General features: G+C 72.2%; 17 protein-coding genes. 11 read left to right on the plus strand and 6 right to left on the minus strand.

Annotated elements, in window-relative coordinates; all coding sequences use genetic code 11:
* Nucleotides 1–16 precede the first annotated feature (16 nt).
* Entirely contained in the window at nucleotides 17–3283 is a 3267-nt protein-coding gene (locus tag ACIPSE_RS17565; RefSeq protein WP_401663370.1) for a BTAD domain-containing putative transcriptional regulator, read from the plus strand.
* Between the two features lie 18 nt (nucleotides 3284–3301).
* On the opposite strand, the gene ACIPSE_RS17570 is transcribed toward ACIPSE_RS17565, so the two are convergent.
* The 4 genes from ACIPSE_RS17570 to panB all read right to left on the minus strand — a co-directional run bounded on the left by ACIPSE_RS17570 (nucleotide 3302) and on the right by panB (nucleotide 6805).
* Nucleotides 3302–4120 carry an ABC transporter permease gene (locus ACIPSE_RS17570; RefSeq protein WP_401663372.1) on the minus strand — a complete coding sequence of 273 codons (819 nt, stop codon included), beginning with the start codon at nucleotides 4118–4120 and terminating at the stop codon, nucleotides 3302–3304.
* A complete protein-coding gene (locus ACIPSE_RS17575) occupies nucleotides 4117–5142 on the minus strand; it encodes an ATP-binding cassette domain-containing protein (protein ID WP_401663375.1) in 1026 nt (341 codons plus the stop codon). Before ACIPSE_RS17575 ends, ACIPSE_RS17570 begins: the two co-directional genes overlap by 4 nt.
* A 106-nt stretch (nucleotides 5143–5248) precedes the next feature.
* Nucleotides 5249–5755: a DinB family protein gene (locus tag ACIPSE_RS17580; RefSeq protein WP_401663377.1), complete on the minus strand. Its 507-nt coding sequence runs from the start codon at nucleotides 5753–5755 to the stop codon at nucleotides 5249–5251.
* 174 nt (nucleotides 5756–5929) lie between these two features.
* Nucleotides 5930–6805 carry a 3-methyl-2-oxobutanoate hydroxymethyltransferase gene (panB, locus tag ACIPSE_RS17585; protein WP_401663380.1) on the minus strand — a complete coding sequence of 292 codons (876 nt, stop codon included), beginning with the start codon at nucleotides 6803–6805 and terminating at the stop codon, nucleotides 5930–5932.
* Between the two features lie 217 nt (nucleotides 6806–7022).
* Here panB and ACIPSE_RS17590 point away from each other — a divergent pair, with 217 nt between their 5' ends.
* The 5 genes from ACIPSE_RS17590 (at nucleotide 7023) to ACIPSE_RS17610 (ending at nucleotide 12795) form a co-directional block, all read left to right on the plus strand.
* Nucleotides 7023–8621, plus strand: a complete 1599-nt coding sequence (locus ACIPSE_RS17590) for an MFS transporter (protein ID WP_401663383.1) — start codon at nucleotides 7023–7025, stop codon at nucleotides 8619–8621.
* 86 nt (nucleotides 8622–8707) lie between these two features.
* Complete coding sequence (locus ACIPSE_RS17595; RefSeq protein WP_401663385.1) at nucleotides 8708–9412, plus strand: TetR/AcrR family transcriptional regulator; 705 nt, start codon at nucleotides 8708–8710, stop codon at nucleotides 9410–9412.
* Nucleotides 9413–9600: 188 nt separating this feature from the next.
* The gene (locus ACIPSE_RS17600) at nucleotides 9601–10653 is read left to right on the plus strand and encodes an endonuclease/exonuclease/phosphatase family protein (RefSeq protein WP_401663387.1); all 1053 of its coding nucleotides are present in this window, start codon (nucleotides 9601–9603) and stop codon (nucleotides 10651–10653) included.
* A 155-nt stretch (nucleotides 10654–10808) separates the two neighbouring features.
* On the plus strand, nucleotides 10809–12035 hold the full coding sequence (locus tag ACIPSE_RS17605; RefSeq protein WP_401663390.1) for an MFS transporter: 1227 nt from the start codon (nucleotides 10809–10811) through the stop codon (nucleotides 12033–12035).
* A 175-nt stretch (nucleotides 12036–12210) separates the two neighbouring features.
* The gene (locus ACIPSE_RS17610) at nucleotides 12211–12795 is read left to right on the plus strand and encodes an RDD family protein (protein WP_401663392.1); all 585 of its coding nucleotides are present in this window, start codon (nucleotides 12211–12213) and stop codon (nucleotides 12793–12795) included.
* Between the two features lie 109 nt (nucleotides 12796–12904).
* Here the strand turns inward: ACIPSE_RS17610 and glnA are convergent, their stop codons facing one another.
* Entirely contained in the window at nucleotides 12905–14266 is a 1362-nt protein-coding gene (glnA, locus tag ACIPSE_RS17615; protein WP_401663395.1) for a type I glutamate--ammonia ligase, read from the minus strand.
* Nucleotides 14267–14614: 348 nt separating this feature from the next.
* On the opposite strand from glnA, the gene ACIPSE_RS17620 reads away from it, so the two are divergent.
* Nucleotides 14615–15805 carry a globin domain-containing protein gene (locus tag ACIPSE_RS17620; RefSeq protein WP_401663397.1) on the plus strand — a complete coding sequence of 397 codons (1191 nt, stop codon included), beginning with the start codon at nucleotides 14615–14617 and terminating at the stop codon, nucleotides 15803–15805.
* 43 nt (nucleotides 15806–15848) lie between these two features.
* Here the strand turns inward: ACIPSE_RS17620 and ACIPSE_RS17625 are convergent, their stop codons facing one another.
* Nucleotides 15849–16286 carry an RrF2 family transcriptional regulator gene (locus ACIPSE_RS17625; RefSeq protein WP_401663398.1) on the minus strand — a complete coding sequence of 146 codons (438 nt, stop codon included), beginning with the start codon at nucleotides 16284–16286 and terminating at the stop codon, nucleotides 15849–15851.
* Nucleotides 16287–16441: 155 nt separating this feature from the next.
* On the opposite strand from ACIPSE_RS17625, the gene ACIPSE_RS17630 reads away from it, so the two are divergent.
* The 4 genes from ACIPSE_RS17630 (at nucleotide 16442) to ACIPSE_RS17645 (ending at nucleotide 22012) form a co-directional block, all read left to right on the plus strand.
* The gene (locus ACIPSE_RS17630; RefSeq protein ID WP_401663400.1) at nucleotides 16442–17104 is read left to right on the plus strand and encodes a DUF3105 domain-containing protein; all 663 of its coding nucleotides are present in this window, start codon (nucleotides 16442–16444) and stop codon (nucleotides 17102–17104) included.
* Nucleotides 17105–17134: 30 nt separating this feature from the next.
* Nucleotides 17135–17761, plus strand: coding sequence for a DUF305 domain-containing protein (locus ACIPSE_RS17635; protein ID WP_401663402.1), 627 nt, complete (start codon nucleotides 17135–17137; stop codon nucleotides 17759–17761).
* Nucleotides 17762–17898: 137 nt separating this feature from the next.
* Entirely contained in the window at nucleotides 17899–19839 is a 1941-nt protein-coding gene (locus ACIPSE_RS17640) for a protease pro-enzyme activation domain-containing protein (RefSeq protein ID WP_401663405.1), read from the plus strand.
* A gap of 124 nt (nucleotides 19840–19963) precedes the next feature.
* Nucleotides 19964–22012: an NAD(+) synthase gene (locus ACIPSE_RS17645; RefSeq protein ID WP_401664447.1), complete on the plus strand. Its 2049-nt coding sequence runs from the start codon at nucleotides 19964–19966 to the stop codon at nucleotides 22010–22012.
* Nucleotides 22013–22022: the final 10 nt, after the last annotated feature.

The following is a 22022-nucleotide window of genomic DNA, read 5'->3' on the forward strand; positions in this document are numbered from 1 at the left end:
GAACCACCAAGGGACAATGGACCTCGTGCGCTATCGCATTCTCGGCACCACCCAGGCACTGCGTCCCGACGGCACCCCCCTCCCGGTCGGCGGCGCACGGCTGCGCGCGCTGCTGACCGTGCTGGCGCTGCGGCCCGGCCGCACCGTCGGCCCCGGCACCCTGGTCGACGAGGTGTGGGACGGCGACCCGCCCGCGGACGCCCCCGCCGCGCTCCAGGCCCTGGTGGGCCGGCTGCGGCGGACGATCGGCGCCGACGCCGTGGCCTCCGTGGACGGCGGGTACCGGCTCGTCGCCGCACCGGACGACATCGACCTGCACCGCTTCGAGCGGCTCACCGGCGAGGGCGCCCACGCGCTCGCCGACGGCGACCCCGCCAAGGCCGCCGTCGTCCTGGACGACGCCCTCGCCCTGTGGCACGGCCCCGCCCTCGCCGACCTGCCCGACCGCACCGCCGAGGCGGCCCGCTGGGAGACCCGCCGCCTGGACGCCCTGCGCGCCCGCCACACCGCCGCCCTCGCCCTCGGCCACGCCGAGCGGTCCCTGCCCGAACTGACCGCCCTGTGCGACGGCCATCCCCTGGACGAACCCCTCCAGGCCCTGCGGCTGCGCGCCCTGCGCGACTCCGGCCGCACCGCCCGGGCCCTCGCCGCCTACGAGGACGTACGGCGGCTGCTCGCCGACCGGCTCGGCGCGGACCCCGGACCCGAACTCAGGGCCCTGCACGCCGAACTGCTCGCGCTCCCGGCGGCGCCCGCGCCGGTCCCCTCCCCGGCCCCTTCCCCGGCGCCCGGCAATCTCCGCGCCCGCCTCACCTCCTTCGTCGGACGCGAGCACGACATCGCGACCATCCGCGGCGACCTGGCCGCCGCCCGCCTGGTCACCCTCCTGGGGCCCGGCGGGGCGGGCAAGACCCGGCTGTCGCAGGAGGCGGGCGAGACCGTGCGGGACGCCGCCCGGGACGGGGTGTGGCTCGCCGAACTCGCCCCCGTCGACGACCCGGCCGCCGTGCCCGAGGCCGTGCTCACCGCCGTCGGCGCCCGCGAGACCGTCCTGTACGGCGCCGGCGCCGAGGCCATGCGGGCCAGCAACGAACGCCACGACGACCCCCTGGAGCGGCTCGCCGAGCACTGCGGACGGCGCCGGATGCTCCTCATCCTCGACAACTGCGAGCACGTCGTCGAGGCCGCCGCCCGGGTCGTCGAGGCCCTGCTGGAACGCTGCCCGCATCTCACCGTCCTCGCCACCAGCCGCGAACCCCTCGGCGTACCGGGGGAGTTGCTGCGCCCCGTGGAACCCCTGCCGGAACCCGTGGCGCTGCGCCTGCTCGCCGACCGGGGGGCCTCGGCACGGCCCGGGTTCTCGGTGGCCGACGACCCCGAGGCCTGCGCCGAGATCTGCCGCCGCCTCGACGGCCTGCCCCTCGCCATCGAACTCGCCGCCGCCCGGCTGCGCATGCTGACCCCGCGGCAGATCGCCGACCGCCTCGACGACCGCTTCCGTCTCCTCACCTCCGGCAGCCGCACCGTCCTGCCCCGCCAGCAGACCCTGCGCGCGGTCGTCGACTGGTCCTGGGACCTCCTGGACGAGGACGAACGCGAGGTGCTGGGACGGCTGTCGGTCTTCGCGGGCGGCTGCGACCTCGCCGCCGCCGAGGCCGTGTGCGGGCCCGCCGCCCTGGAGGCGCTCGGCTCCCTCGTCGACAAGTCCCTCGTGGTCGCCGCCCCTTCGGGCGACGACGAGATGCGCTACCGGCTCCTGGAGACCGTCGCCGAGTACGCGGGCGAACGCCTCGACGAGCGGGGCGCCCGCCCCGACGCCGCCCGCGCGCACCTGACGCACTACCGCGAACTCGCCCGCTCCACCGACCCGTTGCTGCGCGGCCCCGGCCAGCTCGCCGCCGTGCACCTGCTGGAGCGGGAGTACGAGAACCTGCGCACCGCCCTGCGGCACGCCGTCGCGGGCCGCGAGGAGCAGGACGCGATGTGCCTGATCCTGTCGCTGTGCTGGTACTGGCAGATGCGCGACCTGCGGATCGAGGCCCGCACCTGGTCCCGTGAGGTCATGGCGCTGGGCCCCGACCCGTTCCCCGATCCGCCCGTGCCCGCCGCCTCCGTGCGCCGGCGCTGCACCGACGCCCCGCCGCCGTGGACGGGCGAGATCCTCGCCGAGGCCCGCCGCGGCGTCCACCTGGTCCATCTGTCCTGCATGGACACCGAGTTGGACGCCTGGCAGCATCCGGCCGCCCAGACGAAACTGCGGTCCATCGCCGCCACCTACGAGCCGGGCATGCCGCAGACCTGCCGGGTCCCGGGCATGCTCTGGTTCTTCGCCGTGATGCTCTCCGGCGACATGGACCGGCTGCGGGAGATCATCGACGCCACCGTCCACACCGCCCGCACCACCCCCGGATTCGACTGGGAGCTCGCCACCAGCCTCCAGTGGCGGGCCAACGTGTTCGCCAACCGGGCCGACTGGGCGGGCGACGCCATCCGGGACGCCGACGAGTCACTGGCGATGTTCCGCGAGCTCGGCGACCTGTGGGGCACCGCCGAGGCGCTCTCCGCGCGGGCCGAGTCCCAGGAGCGCCAGGGCCGCCACGCGCTCGCCGCCGACGACTACCGCGCGGCCATCGAGGTCGCCGAACTGCTCGGCGCCCGCGCCCAGCAGCAGGTCCTCAAGGCACGGCTGGGCAGCGCCCTGGTGGAGACCGGCGCGGGCCCGCACGGGGAGCGGCTGCTGCGCGAGGTGATCGACGCCCGGGAGGCCGGCACCAACGAGGCGGGCGCCGCCGCCCGGATGTTTCTCTCCGCCCATCTCGGCCTGACCGGCAGGACCGCCGAGGCGCGCGAGCAACTGAGGCTGCTGCGCGAGGAGTTCAGCATCTCCCACTTCGTCGTCTTCGACGCCTTCATCCTCGGCTCCGAAGCCTGGGTGGATGTCACCGACGGCCAGTACGGGCCCGGCCTGGACAAGATCCGGCGGGCCCTGGAACGGGCCGAGGAGCCGCTGGCCCAGGCCATCGCCCCCCATATGCGCCCCTTCTACCTCCAGGTCGCCGCGGGCGCCCTCGCCCACCTCGACGGCCGGGCCCGCGACGGCGCCCGTCTGCTGGCCGCGGGCGACGGGCTGCTCCCGGCCGGCCATGTCCCGGCGTCCTTCGAACGCGAGACCCGGACCAGGGCCGAGCGGGCCCTGCGCGCCGCTCTCGGCGACGCGGACTTCTCGGCGGCGTACGACGAGGGCGGCACCCTCCCCATGGAGGAGGCCGCCGCCCTCGTGTGACCGGGCCGCCGGCGCCGGTCAGGTCTTCGTACGGAACTTGTGGATCGCGACCGGCGCCATCACCGCGGTGATCGCCGCCGACCAGCCGAGCGTCACCCACAGGTCCTGGGCGACCGGGCCGCCCACCATGAGTCCGCGCGCGGCGTCCGCGAGCGCAGACAGCGGGTTGTAGTCGGTGAAGGCCTGGAGCCAGCCCGGCATCGAGTCCGTCGGCGCGAAGATCGACGAGCCGAACTGGAGCGGGAACAGCACCAGGAAGCCCATCGCCTGCACGGACTGGGCGCTCTTCATCATCACGCCGAGGGTGATGAACACCCACATGATCGACGAGGCGAACAGCGCGGACAGCCCCACGGCCGCGAGGAGCCCCGGCCAGTTGGTGATGTCGAACCCGACCAGCACCGCGACGATCATCAGCACCGCGGTCGCGAACAGCATCCGCAGCACCTCGACGGAGATCTTCGCGAACAGCACCGAGCCGCGCCCGATGGGCAGCGACCGGAACCGGTCCATGACCCCGGAGTTGAAGTCCTGGCAGAAGCCGGTGCCCACGCCCTGGGCCAGGGTCATGCTCATCATCGCGATCATGCCGGGGATGACGTACTGGACGTACCCGTCCTGTCCGCCGCCCAGCGCCTGTCCGATCGAGCCGCCGAAGACGTACACGAACAGCAGGGTGAAGATCACCGGCATCAGCAGCGCGTCGGCCATCGACTCCGGGTCCTGGCGGATCCACAGCAGGTTGCGGCGGACGAGGGCGCCGGTGTGCCGCAGATGCCCGCGCAGCGAGATCCGGGCGTCGCCCTCGGCCGGCGCGGGAAGGGTGGCGGCGCTCATACGGCGACCTCCTCAAGGGTCTCGGCGGGCACGGTGTCCTGCGGGGCACTGGCGCGGTGGCCGGTGAGCGACAGGAACACCTCGTCCAGGCTGGGCAGTTCGGTGGTGATGGAGGAGACGGTGACACCGCGTGCGGTGACCGCGCCGACCACCGCGGTGAGCTGCTCGTCGCTGAGGATCGGCACCAGCACCGAGCCGTTCTCGGTGTCCACGGTGGTGGTGGCCAGGCCGGTGATGCCGAGCCCGTCCAGATGCCCGGCCAGCGGGCGCAGCTGGAGCGGATCGGCGGGCCGCACCCGCAGGGTCCGTCCCCCGACCTTCGCCTTCAGCTCCTCGATGCCGCCGCCCGCGATCACCTTGCCGCGGTCGACGACGGTCAGCTCGTCGGCGAGCTGCTCGGCCTCCTCCATGTACTGCGTGGTCAGCAGGACGGTGACACCGTCCCCGACCATCCGCTTGACCTCGTCCCACACCTCGTTGCGGGTCCGCGGGTCCAGGCCCGTCGTCGGCTCGTCCAGGTACAGCACGGCGGGCCGCCCGATCATCGACGCGGCGAGGTCCAGCCGCCGCCGCATACCGCCCGAGTAGGTGCTCGCGGGCCGCTTGGCGGCCTCGGTGAGCGAGAACCGCTCCAGCAGTTCGTCCGCCCGCCTGCGCGCGTCCTTGCGCGGCAGGTCGAGCAGCCGCCCGATCATGTACAGGTTCTCCCACCCGGGCAGCTTCTCGTCCACGGAGGCGTACTGACCGGTCAGCCCGATCACCCGGCGCAGCTGCCGGGGCTGGCGCAGCACGTCGTACCCGGCCACGAAGGCCTCTCCGGCGTCCGGCGTGACGAGGGTGGACAGAATCCGTACGAGGGTGGTCTTGCCGGCCCCGTTCGGCCCGAGCACACCCATCACGGTGCCCTCGCGCACGTCCAGGTCGACCCCGTCCAGCGCCTTGGTCTCGCCGTAGTGCTTGACCAGCCCCCGCACGGCTACGGCGCTCCGCGCGCCACTGGGGTTGTCGTCGATTCGCGTCATGCCGAAGACGGTCGCAGCCCTCACCGACAAACCACCGACAGCGCACCTACAGCCACCCACGGCGCACCGACAGCGCCCGCTTCCGCGGCGCCGGCCTGGGGTGATGTCAGGTCAGGACCAGCCATCGGCGGCCGTCGAGCAGCTCGCGGGCCGCGTCGAGATGGCCCGCGTGACAGGCGGTCTCGGTGATGACGTGGAGCAGGACGTCCCGCAGGCTGTGCAGGTGGGGCTCCCCGAACAGGTCGTGCGGCCACCAGGCGAGGGCGGCGTCCGCGGGGGTCGCGGTGATGACGGCGTCGGCGCGTTCCGCCTCGCGCCGGTAGGAGTCGAGGACGTCGGCGGCCGGGGTGTCCGGGGCCACCCGCCACGCCTCGTCCCCGCTCGGCAGGGTGCGGACGGTCTCGGCGTCCCCGGCGACGACCGCGCCGAACCAGAACCGCTCGACGTCCAGCGCGAGGTGCCGGACCAGGCCGAGGCAGTGCCACCCGGACGGCAGGACCGGCCGGCGCAGCGCGTCGTCGTCGAGTCCGTCGAGGATGCCGAGCACATGGCGCCGCTGTCCGCGCAGGACCCGCAGCAGGGCCCCGGTCTCACCGTCCGGTTCTTCGGTCATGGTCACCCAGCATGCCCCGGCCGGCGCGGCCGTGCGCGGGCTTCACCGGTACCGGGAAGGCGCCGGGGAGAGGAACCGGGACATGGCGGCGGCCCGCCGACGGGGGAAGATCGGCGGGCCGCCTCTGTGCCACGGTGGCTCGATGGGCCGGTGCGGCCCCGCGGGGCACGGGTCCTAGTGGACGCTGTGCTCCTCCAGCGGGAAGGTCCCGCCGACCACGTCGTCCGCGAACGCCTTGACCGCGTCGCCCATGACCGTGCGCAGATCGGCGTACTGCTTCACGAACTTGGGCACGCGCCCGCCGGTCAGGCCGAGCATGTCGGTCCAGACGAGGACCTGCGCGTCGGTCTCCGCGCCGGCGCCGATGCCGACCGTCGGGATGTGCAGGGTGCGGGTGACCTCGGCGGCCAGCTCCGCCGGGACCAGCTCCAGGACGACGGCGAAGGCGCCCGCGTCCTGGACGGCCTTGGCGTCCCGCAGCAGCTGCGCGGCGGCCTCCTCGCCGCGGCCCTGGACGCGGTAGCCCATGGCGTTGACGGACTGCGGGGTCAGGCCGATGTGGGCCATCACCGGGATGCCCGCCTCGACGAGGAGACGGATCTGGTCGTGCGAGCGCTCGCCGCCCTCCAGCTTGACCGCGCCGGCGCCCGCGTCCTTGATCAGACGGGTCGCGGAGCGCAGCGCCTGGACCGGGCCCTCCTGGTACGAGCCGAAGGGGAGGTCGGCGACGATGAGCGCGCGGGACGTGCCGCGGACGACGGCCGCCGAGAGCATGGTCATCTCGTCGAGGGTGACGGGCACGGTCGACTCGTACCCGAGGTGGCAGTTGCCCGCGGAGTCACCGACGAGCAGGACCGGGATGCCGGCCTCGTCGAAGACGGAGGCGGTGGCCGAGTCGTACGCGGTGAGCATGGGCCACTTCTCGCCCCGCTCCTTGGCCGCGGTGATGTCCCGGACGGTGATGCGGCGTGTGCCCTTTCCCCCGTACAGCGCCTTGCTGCCGTCGGAGGTCTTCGCCTGAGGCGTCTGGGCAGCCGAAAGCTGCGTCATTGCAACGGCTCCTTCTGTCATCTCGAGGCGCCCTCACGGCGTCCCCGGATCACCTCCATGGTGGCACTTCGTGTCACGCGCGGCCAGACCGGGTCGAGGGAGGTCGGTCACGCGTGGACCGGCGTACGACCGGAGCCCTAGTCCCGTTCTTAAGTTCTCCGTAAAGAATTCCGATACGAGACGGTTCCGTATCGGAATGACGCCTAGGCTCGACGGTATGACTTCTCCTGCCGACCCCGCCGGCCGTACCGCGTCCGGCCCGCGCATCCCGGAGGCCGTGCACCGGCGGCGCTGGGCGATCCTCGGCGTGCTCATGCTGAGCCTGCTGATCGTGGTCCTCGACAACTCGATCCTCAACGTCGCGATCAAGACGATCTCGACGCCCGCGCCGACGGGGCTCGGCGCCACCCAGAGCGAGCTGGAGTGGGCGATCAACGCCTACACGCTCGTCTTCGCCGGCCTGCTGTTCAGCGCCGGTCTGCTCGGCGACCGGCTCGGTCGCAAGAAGGTGCTCCTCGGCGGCCTCGCCGTGTTCGGCATCGGGTCCGCGCTCGCCGCGACCTCCGGCACGCCCACCGAGCTCATCGCGTTCCGCGCGGTCATGGGCCTCGGCGCGGCCTTCGTGATGCCCGCCACGCTCGCCGTCCTGATGAACGTGTTCGAGCGGGACGAGCAGCCCAAGGCCATCGGCATCTGGGCCGGCGGCGTCGGGCTCGCCATCGCCATCGGGCCGATCACCGGCGGTCTCCTGCTCGACCACTTCTGGTGGGGCTCGGTCTTCCTGATCAACGTGCCGATCGTGCTGATCGCCCTCGCGCTGATGGTGTGGCTGGTGCCCGACTCGCGCGACCCGAACCCCGGGCGGATCGACCCCGTCGGCGTCGTCCTGTCCGTCGTGGGCCTCGTCCTGCTCGTCTACGGCATCATCAAGGGCGGCCAGCTCGCCGACTTCACGGACCCGGCCGTGCTCGCCACGATCGGCGCCGGTGTCGTCGTCCTCGCCGGCTTCGTCGTGTTCGAGAAGCGCAGCGACCACCCGTCCATCGACGTCGACTACTTCAAGAACCGGGTGTTCTCGGCCGCCATCGCCGCCATCGCGCTGGTCTTCTTCGCGCTGATGGGCGTCACCTTCTTCTCGGTCTTCTACACCCAGAGCGTGCGCGGCTACTCGCCGCTCCAGACCGGCCTGCTGATGCTGCCGCTGGCCGTCGCCCAGCTCATCTTCGCGCCGCGCGCCCGGCTGCTCGTCGACCGCTTCGGCAACAAGGCGACGACCACCGGCGGCATGCTCATCATCGCCGCGACCCTCGCCGCCTTCGCCGGGTTCGAGGCGGACACCCCGATCTGGATCCTGGAGGTCGTCTTCTTCCTCATGGGCGTCGGCATGGCGCACATCATGACGCCGGTCAGCGTCGTCATCATGCAGGCCCTGCCCCGGGAGAAGGCCGGCTCGGCGTCCGCGCTCAGCAACACCTTCCGCCAGGTCGGCGGCGCGCTCGGCATCGCCGTCCTCGGCTCCGTGCTCTCCACGGCCTACCGGGGCCGGATCGAGGACGAGCTGGGGATGCTCCCGGCCGGCGCGCGGCACACCGCGGGCGAGTCCATCGAGGCCACGCTCGGCGTCGCCGAGAAGCTCGGCGTGAAGGAACTCGTCGTCCCCGCGCACGACGCCTTCCTGCACGCCATGCACGTCACCGCGCTGTGCGGGGCGGGCATCGCGCTGGTCGGCGCGGTCGTCGTCGCCCTGTTCCTGCCGGGCCGTCAGCCCGCCGAGCAGAAGGACGCACAGGGCCGGGAGCTGGTCACGACCGAGTGAGCCCGCCGGCCGGGGCCGGGCGGCGCGGGGGAGGGTCGAGTGGCGCGGGGGACAATCGTCGAAGGACACAGAAGGGATCCGAAGACGTGAGCAGCAGCCTCGCCGAAGGCCGTCCCCCGCACACGGGCCTCGCCGAAGGGGGCGCCGGTGCCGGCGCACCGCACGCGGGCCCCAGAAGGGGCCGTCCACGCAGCGAGGCCGTGGAACGCGCCATCGTCGAGGGCGTGATGAAGCTGCTGGAGGACGGCGTCCCGCTCGCGGAGCTCTCCATCGAACGCATCGCCCGCACGGCCGGTGTCGGCAAGGCCGCCATCTACCGCCGCTGGAGCGACAAGGAGGAGCTGTTCGTCGACGTCGTGCGCGCCGCCGAACCCCCCGACCCCGAGGAACTGCCCGGCACCTCCCTGCGCGACGACCTCGTCGTCCTGCTGGAGACGCTGCGTCAGCGCGGCCTCGCCAACCGCTCCTCGGCGATCCTGCACAACGTCCACGCGCAGATGAAGTCCAGCCCGAAGATCTGGGCGGCCTACGACGCGCTGGTGGTCGCCCCGCGCCGGCAACTCGGCCTGGAGGTGCTGCGCCGGGGCCAGCTCACCGGCGAGGTGCGCGCGGACCTCGACGTCGAACTCCTCAACGACATCGTCGTGGGTCCCATGCTGCTGCGCTCCGTGATGCGCCCGGAGGCCGAACTCCCGGACGGCCTCGCCGAACAGATCGTCGACACGCTGCTGGAGGGGCTGGCGCCACGGCCGGGAGTGTCCTCACCGACCGTCAGTTCGACATCCGGGTAGCCCTTGTGTGCGCGTTTCGTCACAGAGGGCGCTTTCGCCGCGCGTGTTCGGAACTCCGGACGCCCAGTTGTTCGTCCTCGTCCGGGTACGGCCGTCATGGGACGGCGTGAACGGACCGGATCATCCCCTAGGGTCGTTGTGGCAGCAGGGGACGGACGGATGCACGGCAGGCAGTGAGGCGACGGCGTATGGCGCAGCAGGCGTACCTGGAGGAGACGGACAACGGTGGCTCGGGACCCGAGCGCCGGGACTCCCGGGTCCGACGCCTGCTGGACAGACTGACCGGGGGATGGCGCGGGGACCCGCGCATCTGGCGCCGGGGGCTGATCCTCGCCGCCGTCGCGGTGGTCCTCGCCCTGATCATGCTGCTGCACTCGCGCATCCCGAACGCGATCGGCAACCTCGGCAGCCTCACGGAGACCTTCCTGCCGTGGCTGGGCCTGTTCGTGCCGGTGCTGCTGGTCCTGGGGCTCGTACGGCGGTCCGCGACGGCCCTGATCGCGGTCGTCCTCCCGGCGGTCGTCTGGCTGAACCTGTTCGGCGGTCTGCTCACCGACAAGACCGGCTCCGGCGGCGACCTGACCGTCGCCACGCACAACGTCAACGCCGACAACCCCGACCCCTCCGGCACCGCCCGTGACGTGGCCGCCTCCGGCGCGGACGTGGTGGCCCTGGAGGAACTGACGGCGACGGCCGTGCCGACGTACGAGAAGGCGCTCGCGGCCACGTACGCGTACCACTCGGTGCAGGGCACGGTCGGGCTGTGGAGCAAGTACCCGCTGAGCGGGGTGAAGCCCGTCGGCATCAAGCTGGGCTGGACCCGCGCCATGCGGGCCACGGTGACCGCGCCCGCCGGGAAGGTCGCCGTCTACGTCGCCCACCTGCCGTCGGTGCGGGTCAAGATGGAGGCCGGGTTCACGGCCCGGCAGCGCGACAAGAGCGCCGACGCGCTCGGCGAGGCCATCGCGGACGAGCCGCTCGCCGACGTCGTCCTGCTCGGCGACCTGAACGGCACGATGAACGACCGCGCGCTCAACGCCGTCACCGCGCAGATGCGCTCCACGCAGGGGGCGGCGGGCAGCGGCTTCGGGTTCAGCTGGCCGGCCTCGTTCCCGCTGGCGCGCATCGACCAGATCCTGGTCAGGGGCGCCGAGCCGGTGACGTCGTGGACCCTGCCGCAGACGGGGAGCGACCACCTGCCGGTGGCGGCCCGGGTGAAGCTCTCCGGGACCTCGGAGTGAGGCGGGACTCACGCTCGTTCGACAGGTTGTCCTGACCTAGGGGAATGCGGGGCGTGAGAGGATTTGTTCCGTAGCTGAACTTAGAGCGTGGCCCCCGGCCGGCTCTTCGCTGCGGATCCGATCCTCCCTCCTCCTCGAAAGGCACTGGCACCTCCATGCCCCTGGCCCTGCTCGCCCTGGCCGTCGGCGCTTTCGGAATAGGCACCACCGAGTTCGTGATGATGGGCCTGCTGCCCGACGTCGCGGACGACCTCGGCATCTCCGTCCCCACCGCCGGCCATCTCGTCTCGGCGTACGCGCTCGGCGTGGTCATCGGCGCGCCGCTGCTCGCGGCGCTCACCGCACGGATGTCCCGCCGCACGGTCCTGATCGGGCTGATGGCGCTGTTCATCGCGGGCAACGCGGCCTCCGCGTTCGCGCCCGGCCACGGGTGGCTCCTCGCCGCCCGTTTCGTCAGCGGCCTCCCGCACGGTGCCTTCTTCGGGGTCGGCGCGGTCGTCGCCACGCAGCTGGCCGCGCCGGAGCGCAGGGCCCGGTCGGTGTCGCTGATGTTCCTCGGCCTCACCGTCGCGAACGTCGCCGGGGTGCCGGCCGCCACGCTCGTGGGCCAGCACCTGGGCTGGCGGGCCGCCTTCCTCGGTGTCAGCGCGATCGGCCTCGCGGCGATCGCGACGCTGGCGCTGCTGATCCCGCACGACAGGGCAGTGGCGCCGACGGGCGGCGGGCTGCGCGGCGAACTGGCCGCCCTGCGGTCCCTGCCGGTCTGGCTGGCCCTCGGCACGACCGTCGCGGGCTTCGGCGCGCTGTTCTCCGCGTACAGCTACATCACGCCGATGCTCACGGACGCCGCCGGGTACGGCGCCGGGACCGTGACCGTGCTGCTCGCGCTCTTCGGGGTCGGGGCGACGGTGGGCAACCTGCTGGGCGGGCGGCTCGCCGACCACTCCCTGCGCGGCACGCTCTTCGGCGGCCTGGCGTCCCTCGTCGTGGTCCTCGGCGCCTTCCCGCTGCTCATGAGCGCCCAGTGGAGCGCGGCGGCGGCGGTCGTCCTGCTGGGCACGGCGGCGTTCGTCACGGGCTCCCCGCTCCAGCTCATGGTCATGGAGAAGGCCTCCTCGGCCCCCTCGCTGGCCTCCTCCGCCAACCAGGCCGCCTTCAACCTCGCCAACGCGGGCGGCGCCTGGATCGGCGGCCTCGCCCTCGCGGCGGGCCTCGGTACGACGTCCCCGGCGCTCGCGGGAGCGGCGCTGGCGGTGCTGGGCCTGGGCGTCGCCGGGGCGGCGTACACCGTGGACCGACGCCGCCGGGCCGTCCCTGCCGCCGGTCACGAGCGGGTGGTCGCGGGCGGCATGCCGCAGGTCCCGCAGGGCGTGGGCCGCTGAGCGGAGCGGGCCGCACGCCCGGCGTCGTGCGGACGGGCTGATCACCGTCTACGCGTTTCGTCCACACGACGTCCACAGACGGCATGATTCATTCCGCTCATGTCGTGCCGCCGCCCGTCCGGCCGGTCATCATGTCTCCCCGGTTGACCTGGAGGGGGACGGTATGGCGGGGTACATGGTGAGACGGTTCGGGGCGCGGACGGTGGACGGGTTCGTCGTCGCGCTGCCGACGGTGATGCTGGGATGGGCGGCGCTGCCGCTCATGGAGGTGGCGCTCGGCAACCGGGTCCGCACGCTGGCCCGGCGCGAGGGCGTGGAGATCGTCTCGTCCGGCCTGGACGGCAAGGTGGTCAAGGAGAGCCTGGCGGACTCGGCGACGGCGATCGGCGAGACGATCGGCACCATCGCCGTCGGCCTGATGGTGTTCGCCCTCGCGCTCTGGCTCTTCTACGACTGGTTCGCGCACGCCCTGTTCGGCCGCACCCTCGGCAAGGCGGCCCTCGGACTGCGCGTCGAGCGCTTCGACGGCGCCCGGCCCGGGATCGTGTGCGCGCTGATCAGGTCGGGCGTGATCATAGGGGTCCCGATGGCGGTCCTCGTGGTCGCCTGGACGTACGCGCTCGCGGGCCGCAGCGACTACCCCGTGGCTGTCGACGTGGCCCAATGGGTGGTGTTCGGCGGCCTGTTCCTCGTGCTCCTGCCGACCCACCGCACCCTGCACGACTGGATGTCCTTCACGCGGGTGCACTCGACCAGGTAGCGCGGGACGGCCCAGGCGGGGCCCACGGGGACCGGCACGACGAGGGGCCGGCGGTCACGACCGCCGGCCCCACCTGTCTCGTCCGCGGGAAACCCGCCCCGACCCGCCCCTACAGCACCGGCAGGTTCTTCCGCAGCTCGAAGGCCGTCACCTCGGAGCGGTACTCCTCCCACTCCTGGCGCTTGTTGCGCAGGAAGAAGTCGAAGACGTGCTCGCCCAGCGTCTCCGCCACGAGGTCGCTGCGCTCCATGAGGGTGAGCGCCTCGCCTAGGTTCTGGGGGAGGGGCTCGATGCCCATCGCGCGGCGCTCGGCGTCGGACAGGGCCCAGACGTCGTCCTCGGCGCCCGGCGGGAGCTCGTAGCCCTCCTCGATGCCCTTGAGGCCGGCCGCCAGCAGCACCGCGTACGCCAGGTACGGGTTGGCGCCGGAGTCGATGGACCGCACCTCGATACGGGCCGAGCCGGTCTTGCCGGGCTTGTACATCGGGACGCGGACCAGCGCGGAGCGGTTGTTGTGGCCCCAGCAGATGTAGGACGGGGCCTCGCCGCCGGCACCCGCCGTGCGCTCGGAGCCGCCCCAGATGCGCTTGTAGGAGTTCACCCACTGGTTGGTGATCGCGGAGATCTCCGCCGAGTGCTTCAGCAGACCGGCGATGAAGGAGCGGCCCACCTTGGAGAGCTGGAACTCGGCGCCGGACTCGTAGAACGCGTTGCGGTCGCCCTCGAAGAGGGAGAGGTGCGTGTGCATGCCCGAGCCCGGGTACTCCGAGAACGGCTTCGGCATGAACGTCGCCTGCACGCCCTGCTCCAGCGCCACCTGCTTCATGACCAGGCGGAACGTCATGATGTTGTCCGCCGTGGACAGGGCGTCGGCGTAGCGCAGGTCGATCTCCTGCTGGCCGGGGGCGCCCTCGTGGTGCGAGAACTCGACCGAGATGCCCATCGACTCCAGCATGGTGATCGCCTGGCGGCGGAAGTCCATGCCGATGTTCTGCGGGGTGTGGTCGAAGTAGCCGGAGTTGTCGGCCGGGGTCGGGCGCGAGCCGTCCAGCGGCTTGTCCTTCAGGAGGAAGAACTCGATCTCCGGGTGGGTGTAGAAGGTGAAGCCCAGGTCGGAGGTGCGGGCCAGCGCGCGCTTGAGGACGTAGCGCGGGTCCGCGAAGGACGGCGAGCCGTCCGGCATCAGGATGTCGCAGAACATCCGGGCCGTACCGGGGGCCTCGGCGCGCCACGGGAGGATCTGGAACGTCGACGGGTCGGGCTTGGCGATCATGTCCGACTCGTAGACCCGGGCGAAGCCCTCGATCGCCGAGCCGTCGAAGCCGATGCCCTCGTCGAAGGCCTGCTCCAGTTCGGCCGGGGCCACGGCGACGGACTTGAGGAAGCCCAGCACGTCCGTGAACCACAGGCGTACGAACCGGATGTCGCGCTCCTCCAACGTCCGGAGCACGAACTCCTGCTGCTTGTCCATCTTCCGCTTCCCCATCCTTGCTGGTCAGGCCGCCTGCCTCCGGTCCCGTGAGAGACGGTCGGGCACCTGAGCATCCCACCACAACACCATTTCATGCGTGTTGCGCACCATGATCGACGGGCCGACCCCTGGCTGAACGCCTCACGTACGGCAGGTGTACCGCTGTGTCGCCCATCTTGCCTGTTCGCACCGGCATCCGTAACGCCCGGACCGTGCGCCGGTCGTATGTGATCCGGCCGGACGCGATCGGGCCGTGTGTGACGCGGCTAACCTGCCCCCGGCTTAATTGGTATCTCGGATGCAAGTTTTAATGGAGGCAGACACGCCACCGTTCCCCGAGGAGCCCGCATGCTGTCCGAGCAGTCCGCCGCCACCGTCCGCGCCACGCTGCCCGTCGTCGGCGCGGCGATAGGCGAGATCACCGAACGCTTCTACACCGGCCTGTTCGCCGCCCACCCCGAACTGCTGCGCGATCTGTTCAACCGCGGCAACCAGGCCGCCGGCACCCAGCGCCAGGCCCTCGCGGGCTCGATCGCCGCCTTCGCGACCCACCTGGTGGACCGCCCGGACGACCGCCCCGACGCGATGCTCGCCCGCATCGCCCACAAGCACGCCTCCCTCGGTGTCACCGCCGCGCAGTACGACGTCGTCCACGAGCACCTCTTCGCGGCGATCGCGGACGTCCTCGGCGAGGCGGTCACCCCGGAGGTCGCCGCGGCCTGGGACGAGGTCTACTGGCTGATGGCGAACGCCCTGATCGCCCTGGAGAAGCGGCTGTACGACGAGAGCGGCGGCCACGCCTGGCGCGACTGGGAGGTCGTCGAACGCGTCCCCGAGACCGCCGACGTCGTCACCCTCAGGCTCCGCCCCGCCGACCGGGGCCCGGTGCGCGACTTCCGCGCCGGACAGTACGTCTCCGTCGGCGTGCGGCTCCCCGACGGCGCCCGGCAGATCCGGCAGTACAGCCTCAGCGGCGCCCCCGGCTCCACGGTGCGCCAGATCAGCGTCAAGCGGGTCGACGGGGGCCCCGGCCCGCAGGGCGAGGTCTCCGCACACCTTCACGCGCGCGTGCGCGAGGGCGACGTCCTCGAACTCTCCGAGCCGTACGGCGATCTCGTCCTGGACGGCGCGGACGGCTCCGCCCCGCTCCTCCTCGCCTCCGCCGGCATCGGTGTCACCCCGATGGTCGCGATGCTGGCCGACCTCGCCGGACGCGGCCACCGTGCCCCGGTCACCGTCGTCCACGGCGACCGCTCCCCGGCCGACCACGCCCTGCGCGCCGACCAGGAGACCTATGTCCGCAAACTCGCGGACGCGGAGCTGCACCTCTGGTACGAGCGCGAGGCGCCCCAGGGGACCCGCGCCGGCCTCGTCGACCTCGAAGGCGTCCCCCTCGCACCCGGCACGCGCGCGTACCTGTGCGGCCCGCTGCCCTTCATGCGCTCGGTCCGCACGGCGCTGATCGCCCGGGGAGTGGCCCCGTCCGCCATCCACTACGAGGTGTTCGGCCCGGACCTCTGGCTGGCGCGGGAGAGCTGAGCGGACCCGACCTGGGGCGCACCCGTCCTAGGGCGCTCTCGCCCTAGGGGCGGTGCCTGCCGATCTCCAGGAGGAGCGGGCCCGTCGGGCTGCTCGTCACGTCGGCGATCGTCAGGGGGTCCAGCGAGGCGTAGAACGCCTCCTGGGCCCGGCGCAGGGCGCCGCGCAGCCGGCAGCCGGTGTGCAGGGGGCACGGGGTGTCGCCCTCGCACTCGACGACCTCGCCGTCGCCCTCGAAGGCGCGCACGACCGCCCCGACGGACGCCGTGCGCCCCTGCGCGCTGAGGGAGAGGCCGCCGCCCCGGCCGCGCCGGGCGTCGACCAGGCCGAGGTGCTGGAGCTCGGCGACGACCTTCGCCGCGTGCGTGTACGGCACGTCCATGTCGGCGGCGACCTGACGGGTGGCCGGGGTCGCCCCGGACTCGACGGCCAGGCGCATGAGGATCCGCAATGCCAGGTCGGTGGAGCGCAGAAGCCGCATGACACGAAGCGTAGATAATGCGCATCCACGGTTCAAAAAATCGTTTCCCCCCGGCCCCTGCGCACGCCCCCTCGCCCCGCCCGTGGCCCGCTCCCACTACGATCAGCGGACCCGCACGACGTCCCGACCGCCCCCCTTTCCCCAGAAGGACACACATGGGCTCCGCCAAGAACAAGGACTCCGCAGAGCGCAAGGCGCGCATAGCGGAGATGCGGCGTGCCGAACAGGCCCGCGAGCGCCGCAACCGGATCCTGACGATCGCGGCGAGCGTGGTCGTGGTGGCCGCTCTCGCGGTCGGCGCCGTCGTGGTCGTCCAGAACCAGGGTGACGACAGCACCAGCGCCTCCGACTCCAAGGGCGCCGGGCACTGGAAGACGGGCTCGGACGGGGTGAAGACCTGGTCGGCGAAGCTCACCCAGACCCATGTCACCAAGTCCGTGTCGTACCCGATGTCGCCCCCGGTCGGCGGTGACCACAACGCGGTCTGGCTCAACTGCAACGGCAACGTGTACACCGACGAGGTGGCGAACGAGAACGCCGTGCACTCGCTGGAGCACGGCGCGGTCTGGGTGACGTACACCAGCAAGGCGAAGAAGGCGGACGTCGACGCGCTCGCCGCGAAGGTCAAGAAGACGCCGTACACGCTGATGAGTCCCTACGAGGACCAGGACGCCCCGATCGTGCTGTCGGCCTGGGGCCACCAGCGGACGGTGACCGGCGCGGACGACCCGGACGTGGCCACGTTCTTCGAGACGTACGTCCAGGGCGAGCAGACCCCCGAACCGGGCGCCTCCTGCACCGGCGGGAAGATGCAGTGACCGGGACGGCACAGTGAGCGGGACGGCACAGTGAACCAGAGGACCGGATGGATCGCCGGGGCCGCGGCGGCCGTGCTCGTCGCGGCCGGCGCGGTCACCTACGCCGTCGCCGACGGGGACGGCCCGGCGGCCGGCACCCCGGCCGCCGACTCCGCCGACGCCGGCTTCGCGCGGGACATGGCGGTGCATCACCAGCAGGCCGTGGAGATGTCGTTCATCGTCCGCGACCGGACGACGGACGAGGACGTCCGCCGGCTCGCCTACGACATCGCGCAGACACAGGCCAACCAGCGCGGCATGCTGCTCGGCTGGCTCGATCTGTGGGGGCTGCCGAAGGTGTCCTCCGACGAGCCGATGACCTGGATGGGCATGGCCGGAATGGCCGACGGGAAAGACGGCGCCCTCATGCCGGGCATGGCCACCAACACCGAGCTGAGGAAGCTGGAGTCGCTGAGCGGCAAGCAGGCCGAGATCTTCTATCTCCAGTTGATGACCGACCATCACAAGGGCGGGGTCCACATGGCCGAGGGCTGTGTGTCCCGGTGCACGGTCACCGTGGAGAAGCGGATCGCGCAGGGCATGGTCGACGCGCAGGAGTCCGAGATCGACCTGATGGCGGACATGCTGAAGGAGCGGGGCGCGACACCGCGTTCATGATCCGGCCACACCGAAATGGCCTCGCCATTAGGTTAATTGGCCCCCTCTTGGCATGCGCATTCCCCTTGCATGAACGGTTCGCCGAAAGAGTGGCCCCGAGTGATCCACTCACCACGAACCGCAAAACAGGGGGTTCCATGAGCACGAACCGCGCCAGAACGCGCGCCGCCACGAGCCTGGCAGCGACACTGCCCATGCTCGCCGGCGCGCTGGTGCTCGGTATACCCGCGGCCCACGCCGCGGACTCCCCGGCCCGGGACACGCTGGCCGGGACCCGGCCCGCCTGGGCCACGGCCAAGGCCGACAAGGGTGCCACCGCGGACAGTTCGCAGGTCTCCGCCCGGGTCTACCTCGCCGGCCGGGACGCCTCCGGTCTCGCCGCGTACGCCAAGGCCGTGTCCGACCCGGCCTCGCCGTCGTACGGCAAGTACCTCACCGCCGCGCAGGCCCAGAAGCGCTACGGCGCCACCGCCGCGCAGGTTTCCGCCGTGAAGTCCTGGCTGCGCTCGGCGGGTCTGACCGTCACCGGCGTCACCGCGCACTACGTCTCGGTCACCGGTGAAGTGGCCGCCGCCGAGAAGGCGTTCGGCACGTCCCTGCACAACTACGCGAAGGGCGCCAAGACCTACCGCGCCCCCGCGAGGACGGCCTCCGCGCCCGCCGGGCTCGACGGTGCCGTGCTGACCGTCACCGGCCTGGACAACGCCCCGCACAAGGCGAGCCACGACGACCAACTGCCCGGCCCCACCGGGCTGTTCAAGAACTCCGGGCCGTTCTCGTCGTACTACGGCTCCAAGACGGCGAGCACCCTGCCCGACGCCTACGGCGGCAAGATCCCGTACGCCGTCGAGGGGTACACCGGCAAGCAGCTGCGGGCCGCGTACGGCGCGGGCACGCGCACCGGCAAGGGGGTGCGCGTCGCCATCACCGACGCGTACGCCTCGCCGACGATCGCCTACGACGCGCAGACCTACGCGAAGAAGCACGGCGACGCCGCCTGGAAGACCGGCCAGTTGAGCCAGGTCCTGCCGAAGAAGTACACGAGGACCGAGGAGTGCGACGCCTCCGGCTGGTACGGCGAGGAGACCCTCGACGTCGAGGCCGTGCACGCCGTCGCGCCCGCCGCGAACGTCACCTACGTGGGCGCCGCGTCCTGCTACGACGACGACCTGCTCGACTCGCTCAGCAAGATCGTCGACAAGCACCTCGCCGACATCGTCTCCAACTCCTGGGGCGACATCGAGGCCAACCAGACGCCCGACCTCGCCGCCGCCTACGACCAGGTGTTCCAGTTCGGCGCCGTCGAGGGCATCGGCTTCTACTTCTCCTCCGGCGACAACGGCGACGAGGTCGCCAACACCGGTACCAAGCAGGTCGACACCCCGGCCAACTCGGCCTGGGTGACGGCGGTCGGCGGCACCTCGCTCGCCGTCGGCAAGGGCGACACGTACCTGTGGGAGACCGGCTGGGGCACCGAGAAGGCGACCCTGTCCGCCGACGGCACGTCCTGGACGAACTTCCCCGGCGCGTTCACCTCCGGCGCGGGCGGCGGCACCAGCGCCACCGTCGCCGAGCCCTCCTACCAGAGGGGTGTCGTCCCCGACGCGCTCGCCAAGGCGAACAATGCCGCCGGCAACCGTGTCGTCCCGGACATCTCCGCGATCGCCGACCCCAACACCGGCTTCAAGGTCGGCCAGACGCAGACCTTCCCGGACGGCACCGAGCAGTACAGCGAGTACCGCATCGGCGGCACCTCGCTCGCCGCGCCGGTCATCGCCGCCGTCCAGGCCCTCGCCCAGGAGGCGCGCGGCGGCAAGGCGATCGGCTTCGCCAACCCGGCGATCTACGCCAAGTACGGGTCGAAGGCGTACCACGACGTGACGGACACCCCGACCGGCAAGGGCCTGGCCGTGGCACGCGTCGACTTCGTCAACGGCTACGACGCCACGGACGGTCTCACCACGTCCGTGCGCTCGCTCGGCAAGGACAGCTCCCTGTCCGCCGTGAAGGGCTACGACGACGTGACCGGCGTGGGCACCCCCGCGAACGGCTACGTGGAGTCGTACCGCCGCAAGTAGACCGGCGGCGGCGTCAGCGGGGACGTGCCGCTGTCGTACGGGGCGCGGGGCGTGATCGCTCCGCGCCCCATCGCGTCGCTCTGACGATTACTGTGATTAGACTGATCCCGTGCCTCCGACTCCGTTGAACTTCCGGTCGCTCTACCAGCACGGCTTCGCGCGCGTCGCCGCGTGCACCGGCCACACCGTCATCGCGGACCCGCCCGCCAACGCCGGGGCGGTGCTGCGGCACGCGCGGCGGTGCGCCGAGGACGGCGTCGCGGTCGCGGTCTTCCCCGAGATGGTCCTGTGCGGCTACTCGATCGAGGACCTGCTGCTCCAGGACGTCCTCCTCGACGAGGTCGAGACGGCCCTCGCGGACGTCGTCGCCGGGTCGGCCGACCTGCTGCCGGTGCTGGTCGTCGGCGCCCCGCTGCGGCACCGCAACCGGATCTACAACTGCGCGGTGATCGTCCACCGCGGCCGGATCCTCGGCGTGGTGCCCAAGTCGTACCCGCCGAACTACCGCGAGTTCTACGAACGCCGGCAGATCGCCGACGGCGCCGACGAGCGCGGCGGCACCATCCGCGTCGGCGGCGCGGACGTCCCCTTCGGCGTGGACCTCCTGTTCGCGGCCGACGACGTCCCCGGGCTCGTCCTGTACGCGGAGATCTGCGAGGACATGTGGGTGCCGGTGCCGCCGAGCGCGGAGGCGGCCCTCGCGGGCGCGACGGTCCTGCTCAACCTCTCCGGCAGCCCCATCACGGTCGGCCGTGCCGAGGACCGCAAGCTGCTGTGCCGGTCGGCGTCCGCGCGCTGCCTGGCCGCGTACGTCTACGCGGCGGCCGGGCTGGGGGAGTCGACGACCGACCTGTCCTGGGACGGACAGACGATGATCTACGAGAACGGCGCCCTGCTCGCCGAGACCGAGCGCTTCCCGCTCGGCGACGAGTACGCCGTCGCCGACGTCGACCTCGACCTGCTGCGCCAGGAACGGCAGCGGATGGGCACCTTCGACGACAACCGCCGCACCCACGGCACCCGCACCGGTGACTTCCGCACGGTCGGCTTCGAACTTGCCCCGCCGACGACCGACCTGGGCCTGCGCCGCCGCCTGGAACGCTTCCCGTTCGTGCCGGCCGACGCCGAACGGCTCGCCCAGGACTGCTACGAGGCGTACAACATCCAGGTCGAGGGCCTCCAGCAGCGGCTCGCCGCGATCGGCGGGCCCAAGGTCGTCATCGGGGTCTCCGGCGGCCTGGACTCCACGCACGCGCTGATCGTCGCCGCCCGCGCGATGGACCGGGCCGGGCGCCCGCGCAGCGACATCCTCGCCTGGACGCTGCCCGGCTTCGCCACCAGCGACCACACCAAGGACAACGCCCACAAGCTGATGAACTCCCTCGGCGTGACCGCCGCCGAGCTGGACATCACGCCCACGGCACGGCTGATGCTCCAGGAGATGGACCACCCCTTCGCGGCCGGCGAGCCGCAGTACGACGTCACCTTCGAGAACGTCCAGGCGGGTCTGCGCACGGACTACCTGTTCCGGCTCGCCAACCAGCGCGGCGGCATCGTCCTCGGCACCGGCGACCTCTCCGAGCTGGCGCTCGGCTGGTCCACGTACGGCGTCGGCGACCAGATGAGCCACTACAACGTCAACGGCGGCGTCCCCAAGACGCTGATCCAGCACCTCATCCGCTGGGTCATCAGCAGCGGCCAGTTCGGCGACGACACCGGCAAGACGCTGGCCGCGATCCTCGACACGGAGATCAGCCCGGAGCTGGTCCCCGGCGAGGAGATGCAGTCGACGGAGTCGAAGATCGGCCCCTACGCCCTGCACGACTTCACGCTCTTCCACGTCCTGCGCCACGGCTTCCGCCCCTCGAAGATCGCCTTCCTGGCCTGGCACGCCTGGCACGACCAGGAGGCCGGCGCCTGGCCCCCCGGCTTCCCCGAGGCCAAGCGCGGCGCCTACGATCTCCCGGAGATCCGCCGCTGGCTGGAGGTCTTCTGCCGCCGCTTCTTCGGCTTCGCCCAGTTCAAGCGCTCCGCCATGCCCAACGGCCCGAAGGTCTCCGCGGGCGGCTCCCTCTCCCCGCGCGGCGACTGGCGGGCCCCGTCGGACAGCTCGGCGGCAGCCTGGCTCCGGGATCTGGCCCGGTTCGACGAGCAGCGAATCGATGAGCAGTGACGGGACGGGA

It is taken from the genome of Streptomyces sp. NPDC090106 (assembly GCF_044747265.1).
In the GTDB taxonomy this organism is placed as follows: domain Bacteria; phylum Actinomycetota; class Actinomycetes; order Streptomycetales; family Streptomycetaceae; genus Streptomyces.